This is a genomic window from Providencia sp. PROV261 (assembly GCF_028477945.1).
GTDB lineage: Bacteria > Pseudomonadota > Gammaproteobacteria > Enterobacterales > Enterobacteriaceae > Providencia > Providencia stuartii.
The window spans coordinates 1-15,797 of record NZ_JAMPMC010000034.1 but is presented as its reverse complement, the minus strand read 5'-3'; the positions used below and the strand labels follow the sequence as shown (position 1 = coordinate 15,797).

The 15,797-nt window shown below is 41.0% G+C and carries 15 protein-coding genes and 1 tRNA gene; 10 read left to right on the top strand and 6 right to left on the bottom strand.

The window, feature by feature from the left end:
• Window positions 1-558: 558 nt before the first annotated feature.
• From groL to PR675_RS16810, 3 genes are all read right to left on the bottom strand, one after another.
• Window positions 559-2,202, bottom strand: coding sequence for a chaperonin GroEL (groL, locus tag PR675_RS16820; protein ID WP_004925846.1), 1,644 nt, complete (start codon window positions 2,200-2,202; stop codon window positions 559-561).
• A 51-nt stretch (window positions 2,203-2,253) separates the two neighbouring features.
• Complete coding sequence (locus tag PR675_RS16815) at window positions 2,254-2,547, bottom strand: co-chaperone GroES (protein WP_008914587.1); 294 nt, start codon at window positions 2,545-2,547, stop codon at window positions 2,254-2,256.
• Between the two features lie 164 nt (window positions 2,548-2,711).
• Window positions 2,712-3,224, bottom strand: a complete 513-nt coding sequence (locus PR675_RS16810) for an FxsA family protein (protein ID WP_004925855.1) — start codon at window positions 3,222-3,224, stop codon at window positions 2,712-2,714.
• A gap of 507 nt (window positions 3,225-3,731) precedes the next feature.
• Between PR675_RS16810 and aspA the strand changes: the two genes are divergently transcribed.
• Both aspA and PR675_RS16800 read left to right on the top strand, forming a co-directional pair.
• Entirely contained in the window at window positions 3,732-5,156 is a 1,425-nt protein-coding gene (aspA, locus tag PR675_RS16805; RefSeq protein ID WP_060560754.1) for an aspartate ammonia-lyase, read from the top strand.
• A gap of 145 nt (window positions 5,157-5,301) precedes the next feature.
• A complete protein-coding gene (locus tag PR675_RS16800) occupies window positions 5,302-6,624 on the top strand; it encodes an anaerobic C4-dicarboxylate transporter (RefSeq protein ID WP_004925858.1) in 1,323 nt (440 codons plus the stop codon).
• A 253-nt stretch (window positions 6,625-6,877) separates the two neighbouring features.
• Here the strand turns inward: PR675_RS16800 and PR675_RS16795 are convergent, their stop codons facing one another.
• Window positions 6,878-8,017 carry a glycerate kinase gene (locus PR675_RS16795; RefSeq protein WP_060560755.1) on the bottom strand — a complete coding sequence of 380 codons (1,140 nt, stop codon included), beginning with the start codon at window positions 8,015-8,017 and terminating at the stop codon, window positions 6,878-6,880.
• A gap of 203 nt (window positions 8,018-8,220) precedes the next feature.
• On the opposite strand from PR675_RS16795, the gene dicD reads away from it, so the two are divergent.
• From dicD to PR675_RS16755, 8 genes are all read left to right on the top strand, one after another.
• Window positions 8,221-8,799 (top strand): division control transcriptional repressor DicD, encoded by a 579-nt coding sequence (gene dicD / locus PR675_RS16790; RefSeq protein WP_036942948.1) that lies wholly within the window; start codon window positions 8,221-8,223, stop codon window positions 8,797-8,799.
• A gap of 126 nt (window positions 8,800-8,925) precedes the next feature.
• Window positions 8,926-9,001: transfer RNA gene (locus PR675_RS16785), tRNA-Phe, on the top strand.
• A 130-nt stretch (window positions 9,002-9,131) separates the two neighbouring features.
• Window positions 9,132-10,802 carry a site-specific integrase gene (locus PR675_RS16780; protein ID WP_272582816.1) on the top strand — a complete coding sequence of 557 codons (1,671 nt, stop codon included), beginning with the start codon at window positions 9,132-9,134 and terminating at the stop codon, window positions 10,800-10,802.
• A gap of 63 nt (window positions 10,803-10,865) precedes the next feature.
• Window positions 10,866-11,921, top strand: a complete 1,056-nt coding sequence (locus tag PR675_RS16775; protein WP_272582815.1) for a DUF559 domain-containing protein — start codon at window positions 10,866-10,868, stop codon at window positions 11,919-11,921.
• A 699-nt stretch (window positions 11,922-12,620) separates the two neighbouring features.
• Window positions 12,621-13,187 carry a recombinase family protein gene (locus PR675_RS16770; RefSeq protein WP_272582814.1) on the top strand — a complete coding sequence of 189 codons (567 nt, stop codon included), beginning with the start codon at window positions 12,621-12,623 and terminating at the stop codon, window positions 13,185-13,187.
• Window positions 13,187-13,528 (top strand): hypothetical protein, encoded by a 342-nt coding sequence (locus tag PR675_RS16765; RefSeq protein ID WP_272582813.1) that lies wholly within the window; start codon window positions 13,187-13,189, stop codon window positions 13,526-13,528. Before PR675_RS16770 ends, PR675_RS16765 begins: the two co-directional genes overlap by 1 nt.
• 22 nt (window positions 13,529-13,550) lie before the next feature.
• Window positions 13,551-14,153, top strand: coding sequence for a hypothetical protein (locus PR675_RS16760; protein WP_272582812.1), 603 nt, complete (start codon window positions 13,551-13,553; stop codon window positions 14,151-14,153).
• A gap of 75 nt (window positions 14,154-14,228) precedes the next feature.
• Complete coding sequence (locus PR675_RS16755; protein ID WP_272582811.1) at window positions 14,229-14,705, top strand: hypothetical protein; 477 nt, start codon at window positions 14,229-14,231, stop codon at window positions 14,703-14,705.
• A gap of 103 nt (window positions 14,706-14,808) precedes the next feature.
• On the opposite strand, the gene PR675_RS16750 is transcribed toward PR675_RS16755, so the two are convergent.
• Both PR675_RS16750 and PR675_RS16745 read right to left on the bottom strand, forming a co-directional pair.
• Window positions 14,809-15,021, bottom strand: coding sequence for a hypothetical protein (locus PR675_RS16750; protein ID WP_272582810.1), 213 nt, complete (start codon window positions 15,019-15,021; stop codon window positions 14,809-14,811).
• A gap of 15 nt (window positions 15,022-15,036) precedes the next feature.
• Entirely contained in the window at window positions 15,037-15,501 is a 465-nt protein-coding gene (locus PR675_RS16745; protein WP_272582809.1) for a hypothetical protein, read from the bottom strand.
• Window positions 15,502-15,797 lie beyond the last annotated feature (296 nt).

Below are 15,797 nucleotides of genomic sequence, written 5' to 3'. Positions count from 1 at the left end.
ATTAACGGCATCATTGAATTGATCTTCATTAGCGCTACTAAATTATAGTCACTCGAGCGCCTATTTACAGCCAAAATTCGCCAGATCTATATTGAGAGATATGGATAACGGTTCAAAGTATCAACAAAGGCATGACCATAAAATTTGCCCACCCTCGTCAGCAAACAAAGCTTACCATAAAACGCGTATACTCTAAATAATTCGAAACATCACATGAAATATAAAGAGCCTATAACGCTTTCACCTTTGGTTACTCACCAAACCACCTTTTGCCTTACTCCAAATATAACCTGCCGCACGGTCTTTGCGCAAAAATAAATGCACAATTATACAATTAGCAAATTCAAGGGCTTTTACTCAAAATAAGCGTATCGAAATCTTTCGCGTCATTTTAGATTATCGATATTCTCCACTTTAGACATTCGGTCGGCCTACCATCAATCAACTCAAACATATTTATTCATATAAAAAACCGGTATTGTCGGTTAATACCAACAATACCGGTTAGAAGGCTTAACAGTTCTTATTGACTGTGTGAGCGTGATGCGGCCAATTGGCTTACATCATACCGCCCATTCCACCCATACCGCCCATGCCTGCAGCACCTAAATCAGGGCCTTCATCTTTAGGCATTTCAGTAATCATCGCTTCAGTTGTGATCATCAGACCAGCGATAGATGCAGCGAATTGCAATGCAGAACGAGTTACTTTAGTTGGATCCAAGATACCCATCTCGATCATATCACCATAAGTGTCAGTTGCTGCGTTGTAGCCTTCGTTGCCTTGAACTGCTTTAACTTTGTTAACAACAACAGAAGCTTCTTCACCTGCGTTAGTGACGATTTGACGCATTGGTGCTTCCATCGCACGCAGTGCAACGCGGATACCCACGTTTTGCTCTTCATTATCGCCTTTCAGTGAAGCCAGTTTAGCGGCAACACGTACCAGTGCAGTACCACCACCAGCAACAACACCTTCTTCAACCGCTGCGCGAGTTGCGTGCAGCGCATCGTCGACGCGAGCACGTTTTTCTTTCATTTCAACTTCAGTTGCCGCACCAACTTTAATTACAGCAACACCGCCAGCTAATTTAGCAACGCGCTCTTGCAGTTTTTCACGGTCATAATCAGAAGTTGATTCTTCGATTTGTTGACGAATTTGTGCAACACGACCTGCGATAGCAGACTCTTCACCAACACCATCAATGATAGTTGTTGTGTCTTTGTTGATGACGATACGTTTTGCTTGCCCCAGATCTTCTAATGTCGCTTTTTCAAGCTCCATACCGATCTCTTCAGAGATAACAGTACCGTTAGTCAGGATAGCGATATCTTGCAGCATTGCTTTACGGCGATCACCGAAACCAGGTGCTTTAACCGCAGCAACTTTCACGATACCACGCATGGTGTTAACAACCAGTGTCGCAAGTGCTTCGCCTTCAACATCTTCAGCGATAATCAGAAGTGGTTTGCTCGCTTTAGCAACGCCTTCTAATACTGGCAGCAGTTCACGGATGTTAGATACTTTTTTATCAACTAACAGGATGAATGGGTTTTCCAGTTCAACAACACCCGTTTCTGGCTTGTTAATGAAATAAGGAGACAGGTAACCACGATCGAACTGCATACCTTCAACAACATCCAGTTCGTCTTCCAGACCAGTACCTTCTTCAACAGTGATAACGCCTTCTTTGCCGACTTTATCCATTGCTTCTGCAATTAACTTACCAACGGTTTCGTCAGAGTTTGCAGAAATTGTACCAACCTGTGCGATAGATTTAGAGTCTGAACATGGAACAGACAGTGCTTTCAGCTCTTCTACAGCTGCAACTACTGCTTTATCGATACCACGTTTCAGATCCATCGGGTTCATACCCGCTGCAACGGCTTTCAGACCTTCAGTAACAATAGCTTGCGCCAGAACTGTTGCAGTTGTTGTACCATCACCCGCTGCATCGTTAGCTTTAGAAGCAACTTCTTTCACCATCTGTGCGCCCATGTTCTCGAATTTATCTTCTAATTCGATTTCACGTGCAACAGAAACACCATCTTTAGTGATAACTGGTGAACCAAATGATTTATCAAGAACCACATTACGGCCTTTAGGGCCCAAAGTTACTTTAACTGCATCTGCTAGAATATTCACACCACGAAGCATTTTTACGCGTGCGTCATTACCAAATTTAACGTCTTTAGCTGCCATTATTTCTTTCCTTTAAATTCTTTTCGTTAGTTGAGAAGATCTAAGTGAAAATTACGCTTCAACAATCGCGAGGATGTCACTTTCTGACATGATCAGCACTTCTTCGTTGTCGATTTTTTCAGCTTTCACGCCATAACCGTCGTTAAAAATAACGATGTCGCCGACTTTCACATCCAACGCTTTGATTTCACCATTTTCAAGGATGCGACCATTACCAACGGCGAGGACCTCACCACGCGTAGATTTACCTGCTGCAGTGCCAGTCAGAACGATACCGCCTGCAGATTTTGATTCAACTTCTTTACGCTTGACGATAACACGGTCATGCAATGGACGAATTTTCATTAATAGTTCTCCTATAAATAAAGTCCACACTAGGTAAAAGGACGATACCAGTATGCCTAAATAAACCAGTACCATGTTTCAGCAGATTGGGGCTAATTGGAGTGACTTCAAGGGGGGAAGATAAAATTTTTTTGTTTTTACCTTCCCTATTTTAATGGGGGCTCTTACTTATAGCGGTTATCTTTTTCTGATTCGTTAGAATCATCGGATTTATCGAGTTTATATGATGGATCATCCTGTTTACGTTGGAATTCCCCTTCAAATGTATCCCCTTGTTGAAATGGATTGTTACGCCCTGCACTAAAACCATTTCCAGTTTGGGAAAAACGGATATGTGGAATCAAACGCATGACGAACAATTTTTGCACAGGAGGTAACAATAACAGCAAACCAATAAAGTCAGTAAAGAACCCTGGCAGGATTAATAAGAAGCCAGCAAGTACCAACGCAACGCTTTTAATCATTTCTGCTGCGGGGCTTTCACCTGCTGCCATTTTTTGCTGGATCTGCATGACATTTTTCATTCCCTGATTTTTGACCAGAGAAATTCCCAAACAAGATGTCAACACAACCAGTATGAGTGTTGCCAATACCCCAATTTCTGAAGCAACACGAACGAATATGACGGACTCAATATAAATGAGAAGGCATATCAATATTAGCGGTAACCAGCGCACAAGTTCTCCTTTATTTCAATCAGCTATCTCCTTCGTTCTTCTTATTGCTCAAGTATCGACCACTCTCTATTCGAGTCATGTTCTCAGAGAGTTTGCCACCTATTCACACCCAGAAGTTCGTTGGATATAGGTTAGTTCTCGCCTCTTGGAAAACCTTTGTGAACTGTATCTAAGAGACAAACAACAACATTCGCTTTTTCACATAGTATAGACATAATGATGGAGGTCACTATAACGCTTTTCAACTCATGGAGATTTCTAATTTTTTTGGTTTCATCTGTGAGTATGTTCACATATTTTGAAATCTGTTTCATAAATCAAACTATATAGTGATCTAGGTTCAAGGTAATGATTAAAGAACCGCATATCATCTACTCATAAATCAGTAGATCATCATGCTGATAATGGAGTAACAGGTGTTTAACACCTAGAATGTTTTGTTTTACGGTATATATTTTTTAAAAGCGCATAATAGACAGTAACTGTAATCTAATTAAGAAGGTTCTCATGTCAAACAATACTCGTATCGAAGAAGACCTGTTAGGTCAGAAAAAAGTCCCATCTGATGCCTATTACGGTGTTCATACTCTGCGTGCGATTGAAAACTTTTATATCAGCGACCGCACCATTAACGACGTGCCCGAATTTATTCGCGGCATGGTAATGGTTAAAAAAGCGGCAGCAATGGCGAACAAAGAACTTCACACTATTCCACGTAACATTGCAGATACCATTATCAAAGCATGTGATGTTGTACTGGATACCGGTAAATGCATGGACCAGTTCCCTGTTGACGTATTCCAAGGTGGTGCAGGTACATCACTAAACATGAATACCAACGAAGTCCTTGCAAACATTGGTCTTGAACTGATGGGTCATAAAAAAGGTGAATATGAATACCTAAATCCTAATGACCACTTAAATAAAAGTCAGTCAACCAACGATGCCTATCCGACAGGTTTCCGTATCGCCGTATACAACTCCGTTGTAAAACTGATTGAATCTGTTGAATACCTGAAAAAAGGTTTTGAGAAAAAAGCAGAAGAATACAAAGACATTCTGAAAATGGGCCGTACCCAATTGCAGGATGCTGTACCAATGACCGTTGGTCAAGAATTCCATGCCTTTGCAACGCTCTTAAAAGAAGAAGAGAAAAACCTAAAACGTAGTATTGAATTACTGTTAGAAGTGAACTTAGGTGCAACGGCAATCGGTACAGGTTTGAATACTGCGCCGGGCTACCAAAAATTGGCTGTTGAGAAATTAGCAGAAGTGACTGGCTTACCTTGTGTACCGGCAGAAGACCTGATTGAAGCGACATCTGACTGTGGTGCATACATCACCGTTCACGCTGGCCTAAAACGCCTTGCCGTTAAGCTATCTAAAATTTGTAATGACTTGCGCTTACTGTCTTCTGGCCCACGTGCAGGCCTCAAAGAGATCAATCTGCCTGAATTACAAGCAGGTTCTTCAATTATGCCAGCAAAAGTTAACCCAGTTATTCCTGAAGTGGTTAACCAAGCTTGTTTCAAAGTTATCGGTAACGATGTTTGTGTTACAATGGCAGCTGAAGCGGGTCAGCTACAGTTGAACGTAATGGAGCCAGCTATCGGTCAAGCGATGTTTGAATCCATTTCTCTGATGAACAATGCGTGCCGTAACTTAGTTGAAAAATGCATTAACGGTATCACAGTGAACAAAGAAATCTGTGAAGCGTTTGTTTTTAACTCTATCGGTATTGTTACTTACCTGAACCCATTCATTGGTCACCATAATGGTGATATCGTAGGTAAGATCTGTGCTGAAACAGGCAAGAGTGTCCGTGAAGTCGTTCTGGAGCGCGGCCTACTGACCGAAGAGCAGCTGGATGATATTTTCTCTGTTGAGAACCTAAAACACCCAGCTTATAAAGCGAAAAGATTTGATGACTAATCGTTTATGCTAACCATAAATAACTCTTAAAAATCAAGGCACGCCTCTCCTTCGGAAAGCGTGCCTTTTTAGTTTTATGCACACACAAAAAATTAACACTACAGTTTCATATTTTTAATTTTAAATTTGTCGAGGAGTAAACACTATGTTAGCCGTAGAATTTATCATTGTTCTGCTGGCCATATTTTTGGGGGCCCGTCTCGGTGGGATAGGTATCGGCTTTGCCGGTGGCCTAGGTGTACTGGTACTCGCTGCTATTGGCGTAAAACCAGGTACTATACCATTTGACGTTATCTCTATTATTATGGCTGTGATCGCTGCCATTTCTGCAATGCAAATTGCAGGTGGACTTGATTACTTAGTCGATCAGACAGAAAAACTACTGCGTCGTAATCCTAAATACATCACCATCCTTGCACCAATCGTGACCTATTTCCTAACCTTATTTGCTGGTACAGGGAATATCTCTTTAGCAACTTTACCCGTCATTGCAGAAGTGGCAAAAGAACAAGGCGTCAAACCTTGCCGCCCACTTTCAACTGCGGTTGTTGCGGCTCAAATTGGTATTACAGCGTCCCCAATCTCAGCGGCAGTTGTGTATATGGCCTCTGTGATGGAAAACTCCGCCATGGTCGGTGCAGGTAACACTGTTAGCTATATTACGTTGCTCGCTATTTTACTGCCATCCACTTTCCTTGCTATCATTTTGATGTCATTCATCATCTCTTGGACGTTTAACTCGAAACTGTCTGATGATCCTGTTTACCAAAAACGTTTAGCAGAAGGCTTAGTTGAACTGCGTGGTAGCCAAGTTAAAGCTATCAAACCTGGTGCAAAATCATCTGTATTTTTGTTCTTGCTAGGCGTTGTCGGTGTTGTTGTCTACGCTATTATCAACAGCCCAAGCTTAGAAATAGTCAAAACACCATTGATGAACACCACTAATGCTATCTTAATCATTATGCTGAGTGTAGCGACCCTCATCACTATTTTATGCCGAGTCAATACAGACGCGATCCTTAACTCAAGTACCTTTAAAGCCGGTATGAGCGCATGTATCTGTATTTTAGGTGTTGCATGGTTAGGTGATACATTCGTACAACATAATATTGATTGGATTAAAGCAACAGCGGGTGACCTGATCCATGAACATTCATGGATGCTAGCCGTGATCTTCTTCTTCTGTTCAGCTCTACTGTACTCACAAGCTGCAACAGCAAAAGCGTTGATGCCTATGGCACTCGCGCTTCATGTTAGCCCACTGACAGCTATCGCATCATTCTCAGCAGTATCTGGTCTGTTTATTCTACCAACATACCCAACACTGGTTGCTGCTGTACAAATGGATGATACCGGAACCACACGCATTGGCCGTTTTGTCTTTAACCATCCATTCTTTATTCCGGGCACTATTGCCGTGATCTTAGCTGTTACCTTCGGTTTCCTATTCGGCGGTATGATCCTGTAGTTATTGGATATTCTACCCATACAAAAACCCGCAATATTTTGCGGGTTTTCTTTTAAAAAACTAAATAGCGTTGCACGGATAACCCAGACCGTATCCTACTAGCAGATTTATTCATACGCCATTGCACAGATAGCAGGGCATGTTTAGATTTGAATGTGCAGTCATCAAGCCATAAACCGCTATCATTCACCTCATAAAAGCAATTAAGTCATCAAAACAGCTATCCGTGATGAATTAACCTATCGTCGCGCGATTAAAGCTTCTGCCCTATTTTTAACACCTTCGCCACATTATAAGCAGTCTGCTGTAAATTAATGGCGCCTTCATTTAATGCTTCGTCGAGCGCGCACAAGCGAGGCAATATGCTAAAGAAAGCATCAATGCCTTCTTGATGTAAAGCGTCCACACCTTTCCCTAACACACCACTTAATGCTATCACTGGAACATGGTATTTTGCCGCCACTTTGGCAACACCAATCGGTGCTTTCCCCCCTGCGGTTTGCTCGTCCATACTCCCTTCACCAACGATCACTAAATCAGCATCCATCATCTCTTTTTCTAAATCGACCGCTTGAATCACAATATCGATGCCCGGTTTTAGTTGTGCTCCCAAAAAGGCGGCTGCGGCGACAGATATTCCTCCAGCCGCACCACCTCCTGCTAAGTGACGGTAATCTATACCTGTTGTGCTTTTTATTACATTTGCCAGTTGATTCAGCCCACGTTCTAACATGGCAACCATTTCAGGTGTTGCCCCTTTTTGAGGACCAAATACTGTAGCGGCACCACGCTCACCAACAAGAGGGTTGTCCACATCACACGCCACATCAATGTCACAATCTTTTAAACGAGGGTCGAGACCTGAAATATCAATACTGGCGATCTTATTGAGTACTTCCCCCCCTTGGCCTAGCCGTTGTTGCTGCTCATCATAAAAAACAGCCCCTAAGGCTTGCAGCATACCAACGCCACCATCAACCGTTGCACTGCCACCAATACCTAAAATAATCTGCTGTACGCCTTTATCTAAGGCATTTTTAATTAATTGACCTGTGCCATAACTGCTGGTTAGCATCGGGTTACGCTCTTTTGGCGGAACTAACATCAATCCACTTGCAGCAGCCATTTCAATCGCTGCTGTCGTTCCTTGATGAAGCAAACCATAAGCTGCTGTTATAGGTTTATTGAGTGGATCAAATACCTCAACAGATACTCTTTCTCCGCTCGCAGCGGCAATCAGCGCATCAACCGTACCTTCCCCACCATCTGCTATGGGTAGACTTAAAAACGTTGCATCAGGAAATACCGCTTGGAAGCCTTGTTTCACGGCATCGGCAGCAGATTCTGCACTCATGCTCTCTTTGAATGAATCTGGAGCTATAATAATTTTCATGATGAGTACCTATGAAAAACACGATAATTATTTAATCGTATCATGTTGATAGCTCTCATACTGCAAATTGTCTGACAGTTACCCTGATCACACCTTACCTATTTTTGTCATCAACAATATTGCTCACAAAGCAAACTGCTATAAATCAATAATGATCATTGTTATGATGGGAAGATGAGAACAATATTGTGATGGAGCTAACAATGTCAGTACAGCGCGAACAAATTTTAAGCCATGCTCTAAACCAGTTAGAAAAACAAGGCCTCTCTGCCTCTACCGAGCATCTTCTCCATGAGATAGCCCCTGATTTCAACATGATCCGCCAATTTTGGCCTGATGATGAGGCCTTAGTGTACGATTGCCTGCGTTATCATGGGCAACAGATTGAAATTTGGCAACGTCAAACACGGTTAGATGAGTCGTTAAGCCCCCAACAAAAACTTTCCGCACGCTACCAACAGCTGTACCAACGTGTTAGCGAAGGGCGTTTCCCTGGATGTTTATTTGTCTCAGCCTGTAATCACTATCCTGATCCACAGCACCCTATCCACCAACTAAGCCGAATACAAAAAGATAACTCTTTTCTATATACCAAAGAGTTATTAGATGAATTAGATATTGAAGACCCCGTGCTCGTGGCAAATCAAATGGAATTAGTTTTAGAGGGCTGTTTGAATCGTTTACTGATTCAAAGAGATATTAAAGATGTCGAAATTGCTCAGCATCTCTCAGAGGATATTTTAACTATTGCGTTATGCCGTAAAAAAGGAGCTTTAAGTTAATAAAACAGTAATCGCGCGTTAAACCAACAATTTTTGCTGAAAAAGAAAACACTCAGTTAAAAACTGCGTTTTTTTAGCAAAAATTCGTTGACGCCAACCACCTAATACGGTTTAATGCGCCCCGTTGCCCGGATAGCTCAGTCGGTAGAGCAGGGGATTGAAAATCCCCGTGTCCTTGGTTCGATTCCGAGTCCGGGCACCACGCATTTATAACCCTCGCTTCGGCGGGGGTTTTTGCTTTCTATATCATTAACTTATTGGTTTATCAGTGAATTTCATCTTTCACTCATCACCGAATCTGCTTCACGGTGGTACAGAATGGTGGTACATTCATGAGCACGATGATACAGCCAACTAAGAACAAACACGGGGTTTATAACCTCAGAATGGCAGTGCCTGCCGACCTTAAAAACACCCTCGGAAAAGGTGAGCTTAAACGTTCACTGCAAACTAAAGACCTCGCAGAAGCAAAACGTAAAGCTCCAGCCGTCATTGCCTTAATGCAAGCTGAAATTGACGCGGCAAGAAGAACTCTGCACGCTGAGCAAGCTATTACCAAAGATGATATTGAACGCATAGCCTCAAGCTGGTTAACTTTTATTCTTCCACAACCTGAACTTATTAAAGAACGCTATTTAGTCGATTCCCTCTATGGTTTAGACCTGTCGCCTGAAAGTAGGATAATTCATTGTTATCTCGAAAAAAATGACGATTACCCTAACTACTCTGCTATGCCAGCCGATGATTTATTTAATTCTCCAGCTATCAACGTCCCTGATGATTATCAGCAACGTGATATCGAGCTGCTCCAATTGCTCAGGCATGAATTAAAGGAGTCACTTGAACTAACGCCTGTTGAACTTACGCCAACATGGAAAGTAACGTTAGCATGGCGTTTAGCTGACTATAGAATGCAAGCTGCTGAAATGCACATACTTGACATTTTGCCTAGATATTCTGCCACCGCCCAAGAAAAAGCCACTAAGCCCACAATCAGCTTTAGCCTAATGTTTGAACGCTATAAAGAGCATGTCCGCTATGCAGAGCCTCGTGAAGCAGAAAAGCGAATTAAAGCCTACGAGACAGCCGTCACTCGCTTTGTGGAATTTATTGGTAGTAAACCAATAGAAGCGATTACAAAGCAAGATATGGCTGATTTTAGGCAACTCCTTGAACGGCTGCCATGCCGCCCTTCTAAAGCCGTTAAAAAGCTACCGTTAAAAGAGCAAGCAGAACTCAGCGGCGAAAAAATCAGCCCTCAAACGGTCAGAAACCAACTCATGGCCTTGTCGTCTATTTTTCGCTTAGCCACCGAGGATGAGCTTATCTCAGAAAATCCTGTTAGCTTAATGCCTAAACGCAAACGGCAACGCCAAACTGCTAAAGAACTTGATTTCACTCGTGATGAAATCGCCCTTATCTTTAATACTCCACTCTTCCACGGTGAAGAAACGCCTCATGGTGCAATGGCCTACTGGGTGCCAATCATTCTGTATTATACAGGTGCCAGAGTGGAAGAAATTACTCAGCTCTATACTGAAAATATCATCAGGGATAGCGGCATTTATTGCATTCAAATCGAATCGACTGACGAACAATCAACGAAAACAGGGTTATCTCGTGTTGTACCGCTTCACAGCCACATCATTGATTTAGGCTTCCTTGAATACGTTAAAAGCCGTGGGCACTATCTATTTACTGAACGAAAAAACCCCTCGGGAAAATCGTCTTATAATTTCCTTCGCTGGTGGGGCGGGTACATCCGAAGCCACGGCATCACCCGTAAAGAGATCAAACCGACTCATAGCTTTAGGCATACATTTATCACACATTGCCGAAGCATCAACGCCAGAAAAGATATCCAAAATGACATTACAGGTCATGCTCAAGAAGACGTTAGCGGTGGGTATGGCTCATACCCTATTGAAGCCAAGAAAGAGCTGATTCAAACGATACCTCGGTTAGAACTTCCCGTGCTAAATCTTTGGAATTCAGAAAGTTAAGTAAGGTATAGAACACAAGTGATCCCTTACATCATCACCGAATAAAATGATGAGGCAAACATCATGGAATACACTCAACTTTTTAAACCCGGACAAACTGCATTTAAATTGGGTAAATATGATTCGCCAGAATTTATGCTGAGTCGTATAAGGCCAAGAGTACCAGCTAGCTCCTTAAATCTAGATGGTTACGCTTTAAAAAGCCCTAAATTGGCTAGAAGCTATCGAGTAACTTATGGCGGCCTTATTGTTGAATACCCTACTCTAACAATCAGCCTTCTAAGCATCTGTAAAATGATTGATATTGAGCCTGATGAAATCAATAGCTGGTTAAATATTGCCAGAAAGCATTTATCCGGAGAGCAACTGCGAAATTTAGGCATTGAAAAACATCAGTGGTCAAAGCGTATTTTCTTGACCCCTAGTAATGCAATACTGCTTTTATCTAGCCACCCACATCGTGAACTATATCAAGGAGTTATTGATGAAATTCGTTCAATGATACCTAATACTCCCCTTCCTACTCATGCTGATAGGAGGAAATCAAGGCATGAACCAGTGTTCGGAGCAAAACTCAAAAAGGTATTACAACTGCATTTCTCTACTAACATCAAGCTAGAGACTCAACGAAGGATAGGAAATTTTCGAGTGGATTTTGTTGTTAAACTCAAGGAAAAAACAGCCGTTATTGAGTTTGATGAAGAAGCACATCAACAAAAAGCATCCTATAGAGTAAATGATAGAAAACGCAATGCCTTTTTTCGCTCACAGCCTCAGTATACGCTCATCCGAGTACGCAAAGATGAGCAAGATATCTGGTTAGATCTCATTAGCCAAACCAAGACACTCCAAAGTTATGAGCAATTTGTGAAATCATTACTTTTATCTGCCAATATAGCTAATCAACATGGAAAGGTAAAAGTCACTGCGAGTTCACTAAAAGAAGCGATAGAACGGGAGCCTCATTTGGCCTTACTACTAAAACTCAAAGGACAACCCTTAAAAAGCGTTAGGCAATTACTCGATGACAGGCTAAAAATTCCATATAAACAGCCACAAAAAGGCGATTATATAGTTCTGTCCAGAAGTACATTAAACAGTCGATGCAACTACCAGTAGTACCTTATCGTTTTTTAATGGCTATTTATGAGCTGTTATCAACGGGTTATAGATAATTACACCTTTAACGTGCCCTAACGTCCCAAAAAGGAATAAAGCATTTGAAATCATTAGGTTAACGTAAATACATTTTTATCGTCCATAAATATACACACTATATAGAAATTGCTATCTATATATATCTATATCAATTCCTCCTTTTAAGGGGGATTTTTTCTTTATTTGTTCAGTCATAGCCTAGTATTTCCTAGAACATGCATCTTAATAAAAACCCCCTTCTTCCAAGAGAGATAACAATACATTTCATAGATGCTAGCGATGAATTCCACATAAGTAGTTCTAACGGCACCCCCTCACTTAGTACCTTTACATCACGAATTCAACTATAGCCCTGAGACCAGGTATAAGCATAGAGATACAGCCCGTATCAACAAAAAGGCAATCCCCTATGAAAAAATTACTGATAGCAACACTGCTCAAAGGCTTAATCACCTTAACTATAAATATTCTCGCTCTCGTATCGAAGAGATACGCTTAGTCTTAACTCAAATATTGTTGCCCTACCAATAAGCATGCCTCAACGGCACTCCACCGAATGAACAGTGTAACAAGGCTTACAGGCCTGCCAAAACCCTTGTTTGCGGTTTTGGCATGTTTACACATCTTAGCATGCTCTATTGGCAGGGTCTGGAGGAAATAATGGCTATTGTTGGCTACGCCCGTGTATCCACACGAGGCCAAAGCTTAGATGCACAACTCAATGCATTACAAGACTGCGACAAAGTGTTCAAGGAGATCATCAGCGGTGCAAAAGACAACCGCCCCGAACTCATGGCATTGCTTGATTACGTTCGTGAAGGCGACACGGTGAAAGTCACCAAGCTCGACCGCCTAGCACGCAACACAAAGCATCTGCTGGAGATTTCAGACCACTTAGAAGCAAAACAAGTCCGACTGCTCATTATGAACATCGGCATTGATACAGGCACGCCTACGGGCAAGCTAATGCTCACCATGATTGGAGCCATCGCCACGTTTGAACGTGAAATCATGCTAGAGCGTCAAGCTGAGGGTATCGCCTTGGCTAAGCAGCAAGGTAAATACATAGGCCGCAAAGCAACAGCGAGGGAGAAATCACAAGAAATCATTAAATTGGTTGAGCATGGACTCAGTAAGCCGGACATATCGCGTCAACTCGGCATTGGCATTACTAGCATTTATCGAATCATCAGGGAAAACCGCCCTGACTTACTGGAAAAAAAGTAATGAAGTACTTAAAAATTATCCTAGCACTGGCTTTATTGTATACCTCTGCTGGCTATGCCAGCACTGTCAATATAAAGCTAGTATGCACAAATGGTATTCGGTTAGATATGATCGTGCCGGATAACCCTAAACAATCGTCTCTTTCGATGGAAGGCACCCCTTTTCTACCATTCAGCCATTATGAAGGAACAACCGATAACCCAATTGCCATATTTTCAAACAAACAATACTACATCAAAACATTAATAAAAATTTATGACCAAAAAGGAAGGTCAGAAATGTTTTTACTTTTCAATGATAGCTGGATTCCCTGCACATCAACTAAAGTTACCACACTGTAAGCTCATAGGTTTAAATACTAACATGAAAAATCATCTATCAAAATTATTCGTAATCCTAGGACTATTTCTTTCTACTGGCTTTATGTGGCTTGTTATAGATGTTTGGAGGATACAAGTAAAGATTACCGCTACATACTTCTATACAAGAGGGGGGATAGATATTGAAACAGTGATAATTGTAAGAACTATCTTGTTTATTGGTGTATTCGTTCTCTCTTACAGTGCCTTCATCGCTCTATTTGAGGCAATCAAAAAACACAATTCACTACTATTGCAACTATTACTGATTATAATCGCCTTGCTTGTACCAACCTACTATATGGCATACAACAATGATACCTACTATTTGTTGTTGGCCTCATGTATAACGCCAATTCTCTTAAACCTAGGCTTAACGCCAATCTTAACCGAAATAAAAGCTATTGGTAATGGGTTTAGTGTCTTTTTGTTACTCTTAATCTCATTGATGCTTGGCTATCAATTCATTACAGAAGCCAGAATAGATGGCTATATGTTCGTATATAATAAACACGCTGGCTTCATTGTAATTATAGCCTCTATAGCTGGTTCCGTAGCATCTTCATATCATTCAATAAAAAGACATCATAAGCTGAATTCTAATTAGCTCATTTGGACTATACAAAATAGCACAAACAAAGTGACTTTAGAAAATTCAACTGTTAATTAAAGAGAGTATTACATGGAAAAAACAACAACATCACATGATCCGGCATTAGCTGGTGTATTTTCATTTATAATTACCGGGGCAGGACAACTATATAATGGCGAGATTGCAAAAGGTTTAGGCTTATTTATAGCAGCAGTGATCTGCATTTTCATATTCTTCCCATTAGCGTTTATTCCATGGATATTCTCTATCTTTGACGCTTTCAATACAGCCAAACTGCTTAATCAGCAATTTATTGAGACTGAAAATAGCAAAAATACTGTTGACGTTTCAATCGTAGTCAGCCAGTTTAAAAAGCTATCGGCATTATTTGATGCCGATATGATTACTCAAGAAGAGCTGGACAGCAAAAAGAAAGAACTAATCTATGAAATCTCACTTACCACGCTGAAAATGGACTCGCTAGAGTTTCTAGCTGAGTTAGCACCATTAAAGCAAAAGGGAATACTGACCGATGATGATATCACCAATATCAAAAAGGTAATTTAGTTGTATTGACTCAGATTGTCAGGCTTCGAAGATAAAAAATGAAGCCTGACAATCTGCGTTTTTTATGAAAAAAGAACAAATCAAACTCAAGAAATAGAGTTAATTAATCCATCTTCTTATTTTCTTTACTAGCCCTGCTTCTACAAACACGGCACCAACTTTGAGAACGGATTATTTTTCCATTAGGTCCTTTAATCGTTCTAAAACCAAAACGAGAATCAAGCTCTTTATAAGTTTCGGCTGTTGCATTACAATTATAGAGAGTACAAGGGCATGTATGAGGTAATGTAATTGAACCTGAAGATGTTATCGCCATACTGACTCCATTAAATTATTTTTGAATGCGCCTACAATCTCGGCACCATGACTGGCTAGAAAAAAGCCCCTGACTATTTCTGAAGCCGAATACATCATCAATCTCCTCAAAAGACGAAGCTATTCGACCACAACGAGGACATCGATGTGGCAACTTGATAGTATTTTTCGACGTCAAACGCTGTTTTATTTCCGTAATCAAAGCTTCTGTCGGAATAGCCGACAAATTAGGTATAACTTCATTTCGCTCTCTAGAAGAGTTAATGTAAGAAACCAAAGATGCTTTAGTTTCTTCACTAAAACGGTTACTACTGGTTCCCCTAGCAATAGAGCCTAAAAATTCAGGGGAAATACCCCCAATACGTTCACTAAACGCTTTCCATGTCAAGTTAAGACGCAATTTTTCGTCTTTTAGATAGTCTTGTAACTCACTCGTTGCCACATAGACTCCACATTCAACTTCAATAAAATATTTATTCATCACTTTCTCCAGTTTGCAAATAACGAACCAGCAAACCAAGATTAACCTTATACTAAATTATTTGGTTTGGCTAGGCATTTAGAGAATATTTATTCAAGCTTGCAAAAATGGAGGGATGCCACACCAGTTTTATGGCTTTAAGCTACCTATCAGATTAGTGTTCATTCACCAGCTAGATTATAATGTCTAGCTGGTCATAAAAAGCTTGAAAAACGGTACAAAACAGTGGTACATTGCTCCTCGAAGCGAAAACGTAACCGACTGTTAATCAATAAAAAGTTGGTATAGAACGCGTA